General features: G+C 64.9%; 18 protein-coding genes. 8 read left to right on the top strand and 10 right to left on the bottom strand.

The annotated features are described in order from the left end of the window. Window positions 1–4 precede the first annotated feature (4 nt). Window positions 5–823, top strand: coding sequence for a universal stress protein (locus tag E0L29_RS06225; RefSeq protein WP_131356638.1), 819 nt, complete (start codon window positions 5–7; stop codon window positions 821–823). On the opposite strand, the gene E0L29_RS06220 is transcribed toward E0L29_RS06225, so the two are convergent. Together E0L29_RS06220 and E0L29_RS06215 are read right to left on the bottom strand one after the other, a co-directional pair. Beyond that, window positions 820–1641 (bottom strand): RNA methyltransferase, encoded by an 822-nt coding sequence (locus tag E0L29_RS06220; protein ID WP_242664299.1) that lies wholly within the window; start codon window positions 1639–1641, stop codon window positions 820–822. The genes E0L29_RS06225 and E0L29_RS06220 overlap by 4 nt on opposite strands. Further along, window positions 1638–2180, bottom strand: coding sequence for a hypothetical protein (locus tag E0L29_RS06215; protein WP_131356394.1), 543 nt, complete (start codon window positions 2178–2180; stop codon window positions 1638–1640). The genes E0L29_RS06220 and E0L29_RS06215 overlap by 4 nt, the downstream gene beginning before the upstream one ends. Before the next feature lie 172 nt (window positions 2181–2352). On the opposite strand from E0L29_RS06215, the gene E0L29_RS06210 reads away from it, so the two are divergent. Continuing rightward, window positions 2353–3597, top strand: a complete 1245-nt coding sequence (locus E0L29_RS06210) for a peptidase U32 family protein (protein ID WP_131356391.1) — start codon at window positions 2353–2355, stop codon at window positions 3595–3597. A 7-nt stretch (window positions 3598–3604) separates the two neighbouring features. Here E0L29_RS06210 and E0L29_RS06205 read toward each other — a convergent pair whose 3' ends face one another. The 4 genes from E0L29_RS06205 to E0L29_RS06190 form a co-directional block, all read right to left on the bottom strand. After that, entirely contained in the window at window positions 3605–4033 is a 429-nt protein-coding gene (locus E0L29_RS06205; RefSeq protein ID WP_131356387.1) for a peptidylprolyl isomerase, read from the bottom strand. A 144-nt stretch (window positions 4034–4177) separates the two neighbouring features. Beyond that, the gene (locus tag E0L29_RS06200; RefSeq protein ID WP_131356383.1) at window positions 4178–5260 is read right to left on the bottom strand and encodes a mechanosensitive ion channel family protein; all 1083 of its coding nucleotides are present in this window, start codon (window positions 5258–5260) and stop codon (window positions 4178–4180) included. A gap of 4 nt (window positions 5261–5264) precedes the next feature. After that, a complete protein-coding gene (locus E0L29_RS06195) occupies window positions 5265–6458 on the bottom strand; it encodes an FAD-dependent oxidoreductase (protein ID WP_131356380.1) in 1194 nt (397 codons plus the stop codon). A gap of 124 nt (window positions 6459–6582) precedes the next feature. Next, complete coding sequence (locus tag E0L29_RS06190) at window positions 6583–7125, bottom strand: gamma carbonic anhydrase family protein (RefSeq protein ID WP_165498836.1); 543 nt, start codon at window positions 7123–7125, stop codon at window positions 6583–6585. A 190-nt stretch (window positions 7126–7315) separates the two neighbouring features. Here E0L29_RS06190 and E0L29_RS06185 point away from each other — a divergent pair, with 190 nt between their 5' ends. From E0L29_RS06185 to E0L29_RS06165, 5 genes are all read left to right on the top strand, one after another. After that, window positions 7316–7660, top strand: a complete 345-nt coding sequence (locus E0L29_RS06185) for an NINE protein (RefSeq protein ID WP_131356377.1) — start codon at window positions 7316–7318, stop codon at window positions 7658–7660. A gap of 102 nt (window positions 7661–7762) precedes the next feature. Then, window positions 7763–8497, top strand: a complete 735-nt coding sequence (lptB, locus tag E0L29_RS06180; RefSeq protein WP_131356374.1) for an LPS export ABC transporter ATP-binding protein — start codon at window positions 7763–7765, stop codon at window positions 8495–8497. Between the two features lie 17 nt (window positions 8498–8514). Continuing rightward, window positions 8515–9921, top strand: coding sequence for an HD domain-containing protein (locus tag E0L29_RS06175; protein ID WP_131356371.1), 1407 nt, complete (start codon window positions 8515–8517; stop codon window positions 9919–9921). Between the two features lie 76 nt (window positions 9922–9997). Further along, entirely contained in the window at window positions 9998–10333 is a 336-nt protein-coding gene (locus E0L29_RS06170; protein ID WP_131356368.1) for a YtxH domain-containing protein, read from the top strand. Window position 10334: 1 nt separating this feature from the next. Then, window positions 10335–11114: an alpha/beta fold hydrolase gene (locus tag E0L29_RS06165; RefSeq protein WP_131356364.1), complete on the top strand. Its 780-nt coding sequence runs from the start codon at window positions 10335–10337 to the stop codon at window positions 11112–11114. A 24-nt stretch (window positions 11115–11138) separates the two neighbouring features. Here the strand turns inward: E0L29_RS06165 and aroA are convergent, their stop codons facing one another. From aroA to E0L29_RS06145, 4 genes are all read right to left on the bottom strand, one after another. Next, a complete protein-coding gene (gene aroA / locus E0L29_RS06160; protein WP_131356361.1) occupies window positions 11139–12440 on the bottom strand; it encodes a 3-phosphoshikimate 1-carboxyvinyltransferase in 1302 nt (433 codons plus the stop codon). Window positions 12441–12528: 88 nt separating this feature from the next. Continuing rightward, a complete protein-coding gene (gene rpsU / locus E0L29_RS06155; RefSeq protein WP_131356358.1) occupies window positions 12529–12726 on the bottom strand; it encodes a 30S ribosomal protein S21 in 198 nt (65 codons plus the stop codon). 32 nt (window positions 12727–12758) lie between these two features. Then, the gene (locus E0L29_RS06150) at window positions 12759–13331 is read right to left on the bottom strand and encodes a hypothetical protein (RefSeq protein WP_131356628.1); all 573 of its coding nucleotides are present in this window, start codon (window positions 13329–13331) and stop codon (window positions 12759–12761) included. 195 nt (window positions 13332–13526) lie between these two features. Further along, a complete protein-coding gene (locus tag E0L29_RS06145) occupies window positions 13527–14900 on the bottom strand; it encodes a pyridoxal-phosphate dependent enzyme (protein ID WP_131356355.1) in 1374 nt (457 codons plus the stop codon). Window positions 14901–15186: 286 nt separating this feature from the next. On the opposite strand from E0L29_RS06145, the gene alr reads away from it, so the two are divergent. Then, window positions 15187–16281 carry an alanine racemase gene (alr, locus tag E0L29_RS06140; protein WP_242664298.1) on the top strand — a complete coding sequence of 365 codons (1095 nt, stop codon included), beginning with the start codon at window positions 15187–15189 and terminating at the stop codon, window positions 16279–16281. Window positions 16282–16293 lie beyond the last annotated feature (12 nt).

The following is a 16293-nucleotide window of genomic DNA, read 5'->3' as shown; positions in this document are numbered from 1 at the left end:
CACCATGATCATCCGCCGCATCGCCGTCGCCATCGACGGCTCCCCCCACAGCCTCGCCTCGATCGAGGCCGCCCGGGACCTGGCCCTCAGCATGGAGGCCGAGCTTCGGGGAATTTTCGTCGAAGACGACAACCTCTTCCGGCTCGCCGCGCTGCCCTGCAGCAGCGAGATCCGGCCCTACAGCAGCGAAGCCCGCCCGATGGAGCCCTCCGAACTCGAACAGGCGGTGCGGCGGCAGGCCAGGGAGGCCGAAGAGGCGCTGATCCGGGCAATCGGCCAACGCGTGATCCGCCACTCCTTCACCACCTGCCGCGGCATGGTGCCGGAAGCGGTGGTGGCGGCCTCGACGGAAAGCGACCTGCTCGTGCTCGGCCGCAGCGGGCGCTCGCCCACCTGCCGCCGCAGGCTCGGCTCCACAGCCGAAAAAGCCCTGCGCGAAGGCAAACGACCGCTGCTCCTCATGCGCCACGGGTTCAGGACGGCGGGGCCGCTGCTCCTCCTCTACGACGGCTCGGAAGGCTCACGGCGGGCGCTCGAGGCGGCCCTCGCCCTCTCGGCAGAAGGCGGCCTCCTGAACGTGCTGGTCCTTGCCGGCGACCCCGGAGAGTCCCTGCACATGGAGGAGGCGCTGCAAGCGGAGCTCTCCGCCCGGGGCGTCGAAGCGGAGTTCCACCACCTGAGGCCGGGGGACGCCAAAACGCTGGCGCAGTTCATCCGCATGGCCGACTCGGGCCTGCTCGTCCTCTCCGACGAGATGCACCTCGAAAAGGAGGTGGTGCTGGAGCTCGTCAGCGAGCTCGACTATCCGGCGCTGCTGGTCTAGAGGGTGGCAGGGGGAAGGGGCGAGAGAAGGATGCGCTCCAGAAGGATCGCCGCCGAGACCGCCGCGTTGAGCGACTCGACCCGGGACCGTCCGTCACCGTGGGGGATCTTCACCAGCCGGTCGGCCATGGCCTGCACCCGGCGCTCGGCGCCGTTGGCCTCGTTGCCGATGACGAGCGCCGTCCGCTCCGGCCACGCCCCGAACCGGCGGAAGTCGATGCCCTCGAGCGAGGAACAGACGATCTCGAAACCCAGGCTGCGGAGCGCGCCAAGCGCTTCGGGAAGATCGTCGGTGCGGGTGTGCGGCATGGAGAACAGGCTGCCGGCCGAGGATCGGACGCTCTTGGGGTTGTAGAAGTCGACCGTGCCGGGCCCGGAAAGAAGGGCGTCGGCCCCGAGCCAGGCCGCCGTGCGCAGGATCGTGCCGGCGTTGCCGGGATCCTGCACCCCGTCGAGCACGACGACGAGCGCGGTGGCAGGATAGTCCCGTTCGTGCGGCGGGGGAAAGGAGGGCTGGCGGAACACCCCGAGCACGCCCTGGGGAGAGCGGGTGCCGGCCAGCGCGGCGAACTCGGCCTCGCCGGCAAGAAAGACCGGGAGGGCGGAGCGGGAGGCCTCCGGCAGCTGCAGGAGGCCGCTTTCGGTGCAGACGAGGCAGTCGAGCATCGAGGGATCGGCCATCTGCTCGAGCAGCTCCCGGACGGTGCGAAGCCCCTCGGCAAGGAACAGCCCCGACTCGTCACGGTACTTGCGCTGATGGAGCCGCGCCAGGCGTTTGAGGAGGGCGCGGCTCGCGGCCTCTGCTCCGGGAGTTCTCACGGCTTGCCTCCCGCCCGGCGCAGGCTGGCCATGACCGACGAGGGATCGTGGGAGAAGTCGGAGGGCATGGTGCCGCCGCTGCGGGCCAGGGCGTCGCTGTCGAGCTCGACCGAAATGCCATCCTCGTCCCCATCGTTTCCCCCCTCGCCCATCGAGCGGCCGATGTACTCCCGGAACCCCTCCATGTCGAGCGAGAACCCTTCGAGGCCGGAAGCGCCCGAGCGCTCGATCGAGGGCTTTCCGCCATCCCCGCAGGCGCCGCCGCGGAACTCTTCGTCCGAGCGGTAACCCTCGAGCCGCTCGCGCATCATCTCGTCCCGCATCGCCCTCTTCCGGCGCGCCGAAACCGACTCCACGGCATGGCGCGAGCCGAGGAAAAGGCGCGCCGAAAACAGCATGCCGGCAAGCGAGAGGGCGAGCGAGAGGAAGAGGACCGGAAGATCCGGCGGGAGCGACGCCGAAAAGAGGAGCGCGAGCTCAGCGACGGCAAGGAGCCCGGAGAGGGCGAAAAGGAGCGAAGCGAAGAGGCGGTCGTTCATAGGGAGACCCGGGGAAAAATGGCAGGCGGCGGGAAGAGGGCTTCCTCCGCCCCGAAAACGGTCGGACTGTCGAATTTAACGCCTTATTCGCTATTATCCCATACCGGCCGCCGCATGGCGGCCCCTCGAGCATCAGGAACCAGGAGACGAAAGCAGGCAGGAGAACACCCCCATGCAGATGAAACGACCCGAACTGATCGCCCCGGCCGGCAGCCGGGCCTCCATGCAGGCCGCGCTCCGGGCGGGAGCCGACGCCGTCTACTTCGGCGCCGACGGCTGCAACATGCGCGCCGCAAGCGAGAGCTTCACCGCATCGGACTTCCCGGCGGTGCGCGCCCTCTCGGACCGCTACGGCGCCCGGGCCTACCTTGCCCTGAACACCACCGTCTACGACAGCGAGCTCGCGATGGTCTATGACTACGTCCGCTCGGCCCGTGCCGCGGGCCTCGACGCCGTCATCTGCTGGGACGCGGCAGTGATCGAGGCCTGCCGGAGGGAGTCGATGCCCTTCCACCTCTCGACGCAGGCCTCGGTGAGCAACAGCGCCGCCCTGCGCCACTTCGCCGCGCTCGGCGCCACGATGGTCGTCCCGGCCCGAGAGCTCACGATCGAACAGGTCGAAGCGCTCGTCCGAACGGCGGAGGCCGAACGGCTGCCGGTCACCATCGAGTGCTTCGTGCATGGGGCGATGTGCGTCGCCGTCTCCGGCCGCTGCTTCCTCTCCCAGGAGCTCTTCGGGCGCTCGGCCAACCGCGGCGAGTGCGTCCAGCCCTGCAGGCGAAGCTACGTCATCACCGACCCGGAGGAAGACAAGAGCTTCGAACTCGGAACGGGCTACGTCCTGAGTCCAAAAGACCTCTGCGCCGTGGAGTTCCTCGACCGGCTGACGGACGCCGGGATCGGAGCGTTCAAGATCGAGGGGAGGAACCGCAGCCCCGAATACGTGCAAACGGTGACCCGCGCCTACCGTACCGCGATCGACTGCTGCATGGAAGAGCGGGGCAAGCCCGGGTTCAGGGCCCGCTACGGCGAGCTTACCGGACGGCTGAAAGGGGAGCTCGAAAAGGTCTACAACCGGGGATTTTCCAGCGGGTTCTACTTCGGAAGGCCGATGGAGGCCTGGGCGGACTCCTACGGATCGCAGGCGCTCGAGCAGAAGACCTATTTGGGAAAGGTGGTGAAGTACTATCCAAAGGCGGGGGTTGCCGAGATCCTCATCCATGCGGGGAGGCTCGAAAAGGGGGCGAAACTCTCGGTGCAGGGCCCCCTCACCGGTGTGGAAACCTTCATCGCGGAAGGTTTCCGCACCAACGACATGGAGGGATCTCCGGCGGCCTCGAAGGGCGACACCGTCACCCTGAAGTGTCCTCTGCTCCGCCGGAACGATGCCGTCTACCTTCTGGAGGAACGGCCCTGATCCTTCTTCAGGCGATCTCGACCAGCTCGATCTCGAAGGTGAGTTCCTGACCGGCGAGCGGGTGGTTGGCGTCGAGCGTCACCGCATCTTCCTTCAGGTCGACGACCATCACGATGGCCTGCTGTCCGTCGGCAAGCCCGACCTGCAGCTGCTGGCCGATCTCGAGCTCCATGTCGGCAGGGAAACGCTCACGCGGAACGTCGGTCACGAGCTCCGCCGAGTGCGCGCCGTAGGCCTCCTCGACAGGGATGACCTGCACCTTCACCTCGCCCGGCTTCATGTCGATCAGCGCCGTATCGAAACCCTTGATGACCTGTCCGCCGCCGACGGTGAACTCCAGCGGCTCACGATCCGCAGAGGTGTCGAACACCGAACCGTCTCCGAGTTTTCCCGTATAGTGGACTTTTACCTTGTCTCCTGCTTTGGCCTGTGCCATAATCGCATCCTCCTCGTTTGTACCGTTCCGGTCATGATTGAAAATAGTCCGGGCAGAACCTCTGCAGCTCGGCAATCACGCCTCGCCGGCCCCGCTCCCGACAGAGAGCGAAACTAGCCAAAAAAGCGCAAAGAACCCATTTTTTTATCCCTCGACGACCGGCGCGGACCCCTGGTCCATCTCCATGCGCACGCGGGGAAGACCCGCGGGATAGTTCTCACGGATGAATCCGACCATCTGTTCGCGCACCAGGCAGCGGAGCTCCCAGGCGTCGGAGGAGTTGCGCGCGCTCATGAGCGCGCGGACCTCGAGGGAGCGCTCGGTGGTCTTCGTCACGTGCAGCTTCACGACGCGGCCGTCCCAGAGCGGAGTCGCGGCGACGGTGCGCTCGAGCTCCTGGCGAAGGCTTTCGACCGGTATGGCGTAGTCGACGTAGAAGAACACCGTACCGAGGAGTTCGGGGGAGATGCGCGACCAGTTCTCGAAGGGCTGGTCGATGAAGCGGCTGATCGGCACGATGAGCCGGCGCTGGTCCCAGATCTGCACGACCACATAGGTGAGGGTGATCTCCTCGATCTTGCCCCACTCTTTCTCCACGACGACGACGTCATCGATGCTGATGGGCTGGGTGACGGCGATCTGCACGCCGGCAATCAGCGTCGAAAGGCTTTTCTGGGCGGCGAAGCCGATGATGACGCCGGCGATGCCCGCCGAAGCCAGGATGCTCACCCCGACCTGGCGGACGGTGTCGAAGGTCATGAGGACGGAAGAGACGGCCAGTACGACGAAGAGCACGTTGAGGATCTTGCGGGCAAGGCTCGCATGGGTGGCCACCTTGCGGCGGGCGGCGCTGTTTTCGAGCGTTTTCGACTCGTAATGGTGCAGGACGGCCTGTTCGAGCACCACGAGAAGGCGCATCATGAACCAGGCGGCCCCGACGATCGAGAGGATGAGGAGCAGATGGTGCAGCACCGGCAGCAGCCCCTCGGGCAGCGGCAGGTAGCGCAGGACGAGAGAGATCCCGGCGAGTTCGACGAGCAGGCGGAACGGCGTGGCCGTCGCCTCGAGCGGAAGACCCGTCCCCTTCAGCGAACGGCGGATCCTGCCGGCGATACCCCGGAAGAGGGAGTTCGCCCCGAAATAGAGCAGCAGGAAGGCAAGCACGAGAAGTACCGGCATGAGATAGCCGCCCTCCATGAGTTCCCGGAACCGGAGCGTCACGTCCATGCCGCTACCCCCTCAGGCGTTCGCATTCGCTCTTCGAGCGGCTGACGCAGTCCTCGATGGCCATGCCGCCGAAATAGTTGCCGGAGAGCGCGAGTCCTTTTCTCGAGGCAAGCAGGGCGTCGGTTTTTCCGAGCCACTCGTGGTGGCCGAGGCGCAGCGAAGGGACCGTATTGGTCTTCACGTGGACATGCTCGATCTTCGACATCGGCACGCCGAGCACCTCCGTGATGCGCTGCTTCTTCAGCTTGTCGTCGAGACCCGGACGGAAGTGGAACGAGAACCCCCTGTAGTCGTCGTCCGGCACGGTGTCGCGCGAGACGGCCGAGAAAAAGACGTCGCCGGGAGAGATCAGGGCGGCGACCGGCTTCAGCGAAAGCGCATCCTTCTTCAGGACGACGCCGACGGAGTCGACCTCGGCGGCACGGAGCGTCGAAAGGTGCGCCGAGAGTTCGGGATCGGCTCCCGCGAGCAGTTTCGATGAGACGGCCGAAGGAGCGGCGAGGACCAGCTTCGCGGCCGCATGCTCTTCCCCGCCGGCGGTCCTGACGACGTACCGATCGCCCTCGCGGCGCACGCCGACGGCCTCGCTCGAGACGGCTACCGTGACCTCCGGACGGGCGGCGATCGCGCGGGCCACGCTCTGCAGGCCCTCGCGGAAGGTGTAGTTCTTCAGCACGTCCTTGCGCTTCTCGCGGCTCTTGAACATCATGTCGGCCGGGAAGTCGTCGGTCGGCTGCGAGGGGACGGCATTGAAGAAGTGGCGGATGACCTCGTCGTAGTTGCGTTTTCCGACGATCTTCTCATAGTAGGAGCGTACGCTCTCTCCATCCTTCTTGAGCCGGAAGAGGTTCGGCGCCGAAAGGAAGAGCTCGCCGATGTGCAGCGACGAGACGAGGGACTTGACCTTGCCGTCGACGAAGAGCGAGAAGGGCACCTTCTCCCGCGGGATGATGTCCCCCATCATGGAGCACTGCTCGACGATGCCGAGCAGGTTCTGGTAGGAGCTGTAGCAGGTGTGTGCGCCCATCTCGAGCCAGAACTCCCTGCCCCGGCTCCCGTAGCGGGGCGAGGAGAAGGAGCCGCCCGCTTCGGGGCGCTGTTCGAGCACGAGGGGCCGCATGCCGGCTTCGGCGCAGTAAAACGCCATGGAGAGGCCGCTGATGCCGCCGCCTACGATCACTATATCATGTTCACTCATGGGTGGAGAAGGAGAGTTTTTTCAGAAAGTGCGTTCTTGAACCCCGTTGCGGCCTCGCGGGCCGCCCGGCACAATTTAGCGAAATCAGCCCGGAAAACACACGATGATTCCCGCACGGCTCCGCCTACCGTTCCCGGGCCTGTTCGAGCACCCTGCCCTCGCGGTAGTTGGCCGAGTAGCGCACGTAGTTCTCCGGAGACTCGACGATGTTCCGCCGCTCATCCTCGGTGATGGGGCGCATCACCTTTGCCGGCACGCCGGCCACCAGCATCCCGGACGGCACGCGGAACCCCTGGCGCACGAGCGCGCCGGCCGCGACGATCGAGTAAGGCTCGACCACGCAGTCGTCGAGCAGCGTGGCGCCCATGCCGATGAGCACCCAGTCCTCGACCGTGCAGGCGTGCAAGGTCGCCCCGTGGCCGATGGTGACGTTGCTGCCGATGGTGAGCGGCCCGGTGTCGTGCGTGACGTGCAGCGTCACGTTGTCCTGCACGCTCGTCTTCTCCCCGATGCGGATCGGACAGACGTCGCCGCGCACCACGGCGTTGAACCAGAGGCTCGAATGCGCCCCTATCTTCACGTCCCCGACCACATAGGCCCCATCGGTCATGAAGACCGACTCATGCACCTCGGGCCACACACCCCGGTACGGCATCACCTTGCCCATAATCCGCTCCTGCTGCTTGAAACTGTTAAAAGAAAACGACGGCGCACGGGCGCCCGACTTCCAAAGTACGCAATCTTCGGGGGAAATGTCTTGCCCCTTGAAGAGGGAGTCCGTATTTTCACCCGTAGCGCCCACCTCGCCCGGTGAGCCCTCCGCTTCCCCGAAACACGAGAACGAACAACCGCGACCGATGGAAAAACGACCCGACGAAAAATACTGTACCGAATGCGGCGCGCTGATCAGCGCCAAAGCCGAAATCTGCCCGAAATGCGGCGTCCGCCAGAGGCCCGCACCATTCTCCTCCAGCCTCGGAGCCATCGCCCCGAACGGACGGAGCCGGCTTGCCGCTGCCCTTTTCGCGCTCTTCCTCGGAAGCCTCGGCATCCACAAGTTCTACCTCGGCAGTATCGGATGGGGCATCATGTACATCCTCTTCTGCTGGACCGGCATCCCGACCATCGTGGGCTTCATCGAAGGAGTGCTCCTGCTCATCATGAGCGAAGAGACGTTCAACATGAAGTACGGCGGCGCATGATTTCCGTACCGCCCTCAGGACAGCAGCGGGATTTATTCGTATATTGACTTCCATACGGCGCACTCCCGGGCCCGGCCCGGCAACAGCAACCACAGCCACATCATGAGCTCCACCCTCAGCTGCAGCGGACTGCAGAAAGCCTACAACAAGCATCTGGTCGTCCGGGACTCGAACATCTCGGTCAGCCAGGGAGAGATCGTGGGGCTGCTCGGGCCGAACGGCGCCGGCAAGACCACCACCTTCTACATGATCGTCGGCCTCGTGCGCCCGGATGCCGGGGACGTCTTCCTCGACAGCCGCAACATCACCAGGGAGCCGATGTACCGGCGCGCACGGCTCGGCATCGGCTACCTGCCGCAGGAGGCCTCCGTCTTCCGCAACCTGACGGTCGAGGAGAACATTCTTGCGGTCCTGGAGTTCACCGACATGGAAAAGGCGGCACGCCAGGAGAAGACCGACGCGATGCTCGAAGACCTCGGCATCTCCCATATCCGCAAAAGCATGGGCTACGCGCTCTCCGGCGGCGAGCGCCGCCGCACCGAAATCGCCCGGGCCCTCGCGCTCGACCCGAAGTTCATCCTCTTCGACGAGCCCTTCGCCGGCGTCGACCCGATCGCCGTCGAAGACATCCAGGAGATCGTCGAGGGACTCGTCAAGCGCAACATCGGCGTGCTCATCACCGACCACAACGTGCATGAGACGCTCTCCATCACCAACCACGCCTACCTGCTCTTCGACGGCAGCCTCTTCATGCACGGCACCCCCGAGGAGATCGCCAGCCATCCCGAGGTCCGCCGCCAGTACCTCGGAGAGAAGTTCAGCCTCGAGCGCTACTAGGCAAGCCCCCCGAGCCCATGATCGCCGAACACCTGCTATTCCGCTCCGACGGAGGATTCATCCGCATCCCCATCTGGGGCCACATTCCGCTCTCCGGCCCCCTGAAAAAGGTCATCTCGCACCCCTCGTTCCTCCGGCTGAAGGGGATCCGCCAGCTCTCCTTCTCCCAGCAGGTCTACCCCGGCGCCACCCATACCCGCTTCGAGCACTCGATCGGCGTCTACCACCTGATGAAGCTGATCCTGCAGCGCATGCTGACCAACCCGCTGGCCCTCAGCCTGCAGGGGGAGCAGTTCCGCTTCGACGACCACAACTGCCGGCTGCTCCTGGCCGCAAGCCTCCTGCACGACATCGGCCACTACCCGCACGCCCACATCATCGAGGACCAGATCCCGGTAGCCGGCGGGGAGCCGGTCTTTTCGCACCACGAGGAGCTCTGCCGGCACTTCATCCACGAGGAACACCCCGGCGTGCCGACCATCGCCGAGATCCTCCGCGACGAGTGGAAGGTGTCGGCCGATGCCGTCGTCACCCTCATCAGGGAGGGATCCAGAAACCGGTTCGGCAAGCTCATCAGCGGCACGCTCGATCCCGACAAGATGGACTACCTGATGCGCGACGCGCACCACTGCAACATCCCCTACGGCAGCATCGACATCGAACGGCTGATCGAGTCGTTCGTGCCGGACCCCGAGCGGGAACGCTTCGCCATCACCGAAAAAGGCATAGCCCCGCTCGAGAGCCTCATGTTCGCCAAGTACATGATGATGCGCAACGTCTACTGGCACCACACCAGCCGCGCCCTCTCGGCCATGCTCCGCCGCCTCCTGCAGGACATCGCGACCGAAGGGCTCCTGGAGCCCGCGGCGCTGCGCGAGCTCTTCTACTCCAACGCCGACGACCGGGTGCTGCACGAGCTGCGTGAACTGATGGGCGGAAAAGGCCATCCCCTGGAGGGCCTCCTCGACGACATCATCATGCGCCGGGTCTACAAGCGGGCCATCACCGTGCAGCCCTACCTGGAGTCGGGCGAGGCCGACCTGCGCTGGTTCTCCTACAACGGCGACGGCGCGAGAAGGCGAAAGACGGAGCAGAGGATCTGCCGGTTCCTCAACGAGCGGCACGGCCTCGAGCTCGCCGGCCACGAGGTGCTCATCGATCCTCCCTCGAAAAAGGACATCTTCGACTACAGCGACCTGAAGGAACTGCGCGTCCACCCCACCCGCTCGGAGCACGTCCACTACTCGCTCGAGCTCGAGGGCGAGTACGTCCGCTTCGACGACCTCGACGAATCGGTCTTCCGTTCCGACTTCATCCTGGCCTTCGAACGCTACACGAAGAAGTTCCGCCTCCTCTCCCGCCCCGATCTCACCGGCTTCATCGTCGACGCGCGCCGGGAAATCATGGAGATGATGGCGGGCTAAGGGGAGAGGGAACGGCAAAAATCGCTATATTGTTTGCATATAGAGATATCCATCCACCTCATAACCATCTCAGGCCATGGTACAGCAGGACAAATTCTACAAGGGACTGTTTTTCGGAGCGCTGATCGGAGCGGCTGGCGGTACCGTCATGGGACTGCTCTTCGCTCCCCACAAGGGCAGCGACACCCAGCAGATACTCTCCGGCAAACTCAAGCACGCGCTCGAAAAGGCCGCCGAGCTCTATGAGGGCGAGGAAGAGGGCGAGGAAGAGGGCGAGGTCTACGGCAACGAGGCCAAGAAGCGCTCGCAGGAGATCATCGACACCGCGCGCCAGGAAGCCAGCAAGATCCTCGACGAGGCCAACAGCATCATCCGCGAGATCAAGGGCCAGCCGAAAGTCGCGGAGAACTGAGATGGCCCTTACCTGGCAGGGCGTGAACATCGACGCCCGCAATCCTTTCGAAGGCGTGCTTCTCCTGCACGCCTTTCCGCTTTCGGCCGCCATGTGGCATCCGCAGCTGCGCGCACTCGAAACGGCCGGCGTCCCGGCAATCGCCCCGAACGCCTGGGGCATCGAAGGATCCGGAGAACGTGACGAGTGGAGCTTCGAGGAGTACGCCGACGAGCTCGCCCTGCTGATGGAGCAGGTCGGGATGCAGCGCGCCACCCTCGCCGGGCTCTCGATGGGCGGCTACCAGGCCTTCGCGTTCCTCAGGCGCCATCCCGAACGGGTCCGCTCGCTCGTGCTTGCCGACACCCGGCCCGAGCCGGACGCCCCGGAAGCGGCCGCGGCGCGCGCGGAGTTCATCTCCGCCGTGAAGGAACATGGTTCGGAAGAAGCTGCAAGAAGAATGGTGCCGAACTATTTCAGGGAGGGTGCCGAGGAGGAACTGAAGCGGGAAGCGGAGGCGATGATCACGGCCCAGGCGCCGGAAGTCATTACGGCAGCGATGCGGGCCATCATGGGACGCCCTGACAGCACCCCGATGCTCCGCTCAATCGCCTGCCCGACGCTCGTCCTCTGTGGCGAAAACGACCGGCTGACCCCTCCCGAAACCGCCCGCATGATGGCCGAAGCCATCCCCCGCTCCACGCTTGAAATCATCGCGCAAGCCGCCCACATCTCCAACCTCGAACAGCCCGAAGCCTTCAACAGGGCCCTCCTCACCCACCTCGCCGCCCTCGGGAGCTGACGGCTCCGGGGCCCGGAGGCCCCCCTAAACCTCCAGGGATTCGAGCAGCTCGAAGAAGTTCGGGAACGACACCCCGGCCACATGACTGTCGGAGAGCTCGATGGGCTCTCCGCAGGCCCTCGCGGCCACGGCGAAGCTCATGGCGATCCGATGGTCGTCGAAACACTCCACCACCACCGGTTCCGCCGGCCGCAGTCGACGGCCCGTCACGCTGAGCCCGTCGGGCTCCTGGCGGCACAGGAAGCCGAGCCGCTCGAGGTTCACGGCGAGCGCCTCGATCCGGTCACTCTCCTTGGTGCGCAGCTCTGCGGCGCCCGAGAGCTCGAAACGCTCCGTCATGAATGCGGAGAGCACGCCGAGCATCGGAAGCTCGTCGATCACCCAGGCCACCTCCTGGGGGTCGCTGATGGAAAGCGGCTCCATCACGGCAGAACCGCAGACGAGGATGTCGCCGATCGGCTCTCCGCCGACCGTCCGGCGGTTCTCGATCGTGATCGCCGCTCCGGCGCGGACAAGGATGTCGATGAAGGCCGCCCGGGTCGGGTTGAGGCAGACGTCCCTGATCATGATCTCGCTTCCCCGGCCGAGCAGGCCGAGCGAGACGATGAAGCAGGCGGCCGAAGGATCGGCGGGAATCTGGAAGGGACGGGCTGCGATGGGCCGGCGGCCGGGGATTACGATGACACGCTCGCCGTTCTCCACCCCGGACTCCAGCCCGAGCATCAGTTCGGTATGGTCGCGAGAGAGAAGCGGCTCATAGATGCGCGTCTCCCCCTCGGCATGCAGAGCGGCGAAGGCGACGAGCGACTTGACCTGGGCGGAGGGAACCGGCAGGCGGTACTCGATCGCCTTGAGCTCCCTCGTGCCATCGATTACGACCGGGGCGGTGCCGCTCGGCGAGAGCGACACCCCGGCGCCCATCTGGCGGAGCGGATCGGCGATGCGGCGCATAGGGCGCTTCATCAGCGATGCGTCGCCGACAAGCTTGCTCTGGAACGGCTGGCCGGCCAGAATGCCGGAGAACATGCGCATGGTGCTGCCGGAGTTGTTGCACTGGAGTGCTCCCTCAGGCGGGGTGAAGCTCCAGAGCCCCCGGGAGCTGACCACCACCCGACGCACCGGGGCGCCCCAGGGCCCGGGGACCTCTTCCTGGCGGACCGGGATGCCGCAGGCGGCAAGCACGCCGAGGGTCGACTGGTTGTCGAAGCCGGCGGAGAAGTTCATGATTTCGGTCTCGCCCTCCGACAGGGCCGCGATGAGGGCCGCGCGGTGGGAAATCGACTTGTCGGGAGGCAGCGAGGTGACCTCGCCCTTGAAAACGCTCATGGATCTGGGTGGAATTGACGGTGGCGAAAAAAAAAGCAGCCCCCCTTGTGAGGAGCTGCTTTGAGCTATGCCTTTGACAGGCTTCGAATCACGAGTTGCGTTCCTCGTTCGCACGCTGCGCGCGGCGCTTGCTGCGAGACCGTTTCAGGCGGCCGTCGATCGAAGGCTTGACAAAGTATGCGTTTTTGCGAAACTCCTTCAGGACACCTGCGCGCTCATACTTCTTCTTGAAGCGCTTCAGCATCTTGTCGATGGATTCGTTATCGTTCATCTGCACACTGACCAATGAAATTCACCCCCTTGCTCGTTGGCGGACTCTTACCGCCGTAATTTCGTCTTGATTATATCCGTAATGCTTTCAGAGCTCTTCTCCCTGGCAGGGGTCAGCTGCACGTTTTCGAGAAGCTGCTTCTTTCCGCTCTTACAGAATTCAACAATAATGACATAGGAACCGCTTCCGGTCGCCTGTTTTTCACGGACCACGCCCACCTCGTCAAGCGCCTTGTGGTAGAGCGCGTCGCCCGTGGCGTAAATGCCGTGCGGGGAGTACACCTGGCACTCCTCCGCCTTCAGTTCGTCGGGACTCAGTTCGCGGTCGATCTGGATCTGCCATTCCTGCAGGAGATGCACCTGGTTGCACTGCATGCAGCGGATCCAGTACTGGTTCTCTGCGGCAGGCACCGGAGTCTCCTCGACCACCGTCTTTTTCTTCTTCCCTTCCCGGCCCTTTTTCGGCGGCGGCGGAAGCAGGGGATCGTCCTCCCTCGGCTTGTCGCTCGGCATCCATTCGCCGACGAAGGCCTTCTCGGTCACCTGGCCGCACCCGTCGCAGTACCCGGGCTTGATCTTCCCGTCCAATATGAACTGTCTCTTTCTGGACTCGACCTTCATTGCATGAAACATCTTGCTGCGTTGTTGCGCCGTGGACTGAACAGCAGAGTGGAACTCCGTCGCAGCCGGAACCTCTGCCGGCATGGTATCCGGAGGCGCAGCGGCCGGAACTGGCCGGGCGGTGACCGGAGAAGCGCAGGACTGCCTAATTAAGTAAATACGGCCAAAAAAACAACCCCATAATTCCCTTCGTCCTCACTTATGCGTAAGCGCGTCGATAAGGTCCGATTTGGTAAGGAGTTGCAAATTGCCGTCGAGCATGCTGATAAGCACGCCCGAGGCGTTCTGCTGGAGTTTTTCCGAGAGCTCCGAAATGGCGGCGTCCGGCTGGCAGACCGGAAAGGGGGGCTCCATGAAGCCCAGGACCTTCGAATTCATCGCCTCGTCGTTCTCGATGAGAATGGAGAGGATGCGGTTTTCGCTGATGCTCCCGATGGGGGCGTTGTAGGAGACGATCGGCAGCTGGGAGACGTCGTTCTGCTTCATCATCTCGAACACCTCGGCAAGGGTGTTCTCGGGATAGGCCACGATCAGGTCGCGGTGTGCCTTCAGCCGGAGGATGTCCTCAGCGGTAAGCTGCTCAAGGGGGGACTTCTGGCGGCGGTAGAGCCTGCGGCTCTTCATCCACTCGTCACGATACATCTTGCTGAGGCTGTAGCCGCCGAAGTCGCTGAGCAGTGCGACGACGGTGGCATCGGAACCGAGAGTTGCGGCTGCCGAAAGGGCGGCGAACATGACCGCTCCGGAAGCGCTGCCGGCAAAGACCGCCTCGGTGCGCAGCAGCTCCCGGCCGCAGTTCAGGGCGTCCTCGTCGGAGACCTGCACCACCTCGTCGATCTGCGAAGGGTCCCAGCAGGCGGGAACCTTCTGCGCGCCGATCTCCTCGAGTTCGGAATAGGCCGGAACGCCGGGCTCGCCCTTCTCCAGGAGCCCTTTGAACACCGAGCCCAGAGGCTCGACCCCGATTACCCGGATGGCGGGGTTCAGGGCCTTGAGCGCGCGGCCGACGCCGGAGACCATGGCGGCCGAGCTCATCGGCACGAACACGTGGGTGACCGTCCCGTCGGTCTGCTCGAAGATCTCCGGTCCGGTCGCCTCGCGGTGCACCTCGACGTTCATCGGGTGATCGTACATGCCGGCGAAAAAGGCGTTCGGGAGGTTGCGCACAAGGCTCTCGGCCACGTTCATGCAGCTGCGGGCCTCGCCCGGCAGCGCATCGGACGGGGTGATGACCAGTTCGGCCCCGATGGCGCGGAGCACGTCCTGCTTCTCGCGCGAAATCTTGTCAGGAGCTGCCAGGAGAACCTTGTAGCCGCGGCTGGCGGCCGCCATGGCCAGGGCGATGCCGCTGTTGCCGTAGGTCCAGTCGACGAGTGTCATGCCGGGATGGATGAGCCGGCGTTCCTCGGCGTCGCGCACCACTGCCGCCGCCACCCGGTAATAGTGGGAACAGGCGGGGTTCAGGTACTCGAGCTTGGCCATCACCTTCGCCTGCATCTGGCGGGGCATCTGGCTGAGGAGCACCGTCGGGGTCTGGATCTTGAGTCCGAGAATATCGTTGTTGGCCATTGTAATATCTAAGCTGTCGGCAGTGGTGGATGCGGGAGCGGCACAACGGCCTCCCCGCGGGATTCAGGGGAAAATACACAAAACCCCCGGACGAACCCTCCGCCCGGCGGGAAAAAGCGCCGCCGGATGCATTCAAGGTAGTCAAATTATTCCTTTTTCTGCGGCGACGGATCGTGCGACGGCCTGCCGTACCGGTGAAAATCCGCATTATTTTTGATACCTTGCAAAAAATCCGTCAACCCCTAGAGAGCGCCCGACGCCAATGCACCCCGACACACCCGAGCCCATGGCTGAAGCGGTCATTTCGCTTGCGAACCTTCGCCACAACGCGCGCCTCGTCCGGAAGAAGGCCGGCGTGCCGCTCATGGCCGTCGTGAAAGCCAACGCTTACGGCCACGGCGCCACGGAGGTCGCGCGCGCGCTTGAGGAAGAGGGCGTCAGCCACTTCGGGGTGGCCAACATCCGCGAAGCCCTGGAGCTCCGCAGGGGCGGCGGACTCGAGCCCTCCGCCTCCGTCCTCGCCTTCTCCTCGCCGCTGCCCTCGCAGATCCCGCACTACCTGGAGCACGATATCGAAATGACCCTCTGCGGCATCTCGAACCTCCGGGCAGCCGAAGAGAGCGCATCGGCCGCCGGCAGGACCATCGGCGTGCAGCTCAAGGTGGACACCGGGATGGGCCGGCTCGGCCTGCCGCCCGAAGAGGCGCTGCAGGTGCTTTGCGAACTCCCCCGCTGCCCGCACGTGGAGCTCCGGGGCATCTACACCCACTTCGCCGACAGCACCGGCGAGCGGGCCTTCACCCGCCGCCAGCTCGAAGCCTTCACGGCGTTCTGCCGGGAGTACGAGCACGCCTCCGGACGCACGGTCCTGAAGCACGCGGCCAACAGCGGAGCCATCCTATCGGAGCCCGGGGCCACCCTCGACATGGTCCGCCCCGGCATCCTCCTCTACGGGGCCCGACCCTCCGCGGAAAGCGAGGAGACGCTCGGTCTCCGCCCGGTCATGCAGCTCGAGGCGAGGGTGGTCTTCCTGAAAACCGTCCGGGCCGGCACCACCATCAGCTACGGACGCACCTGGAGCGCCCCCGGCACGCGCCGGATCGCCACCATTGCGGCAGGATACGCCGACGGCTACCACCGCGCGCTCTCCGGCAGGGGAACCGTCGCCATCAACGGCCGGCCCTACCCGCAGGTCGGCACCGTCACGATGGACCAGATCATGGTCGACCTCGGAGAAGAAAGCGACGTCAGGATCGGAGACCGGGCCGTACTTTTCGGGGCCGGCGGCATGAGCGTCGACCAGCTCGCCGATCGCGCAGGCACCATCAGCTACGAGCTCCTCTGCGCCGTCTCCGGACGCGTAAAGCGAGTCTTTCGCTGAATCTTCGTATCT

The sequence above is a fragment of the Chlorobium sp. N1 genome (genome assembly GCF_004332115.1).
Taxonomy (GTDB): Bacteria; Bacteroidota; Chlorobiia; order Chlorobiales; family Chlorobiaceae; genus Chlorobium.
Note: the sequence above shows the minus strand (reverse complement) of the source record. Positions and strands in the feature narration are given on the sequence as shown.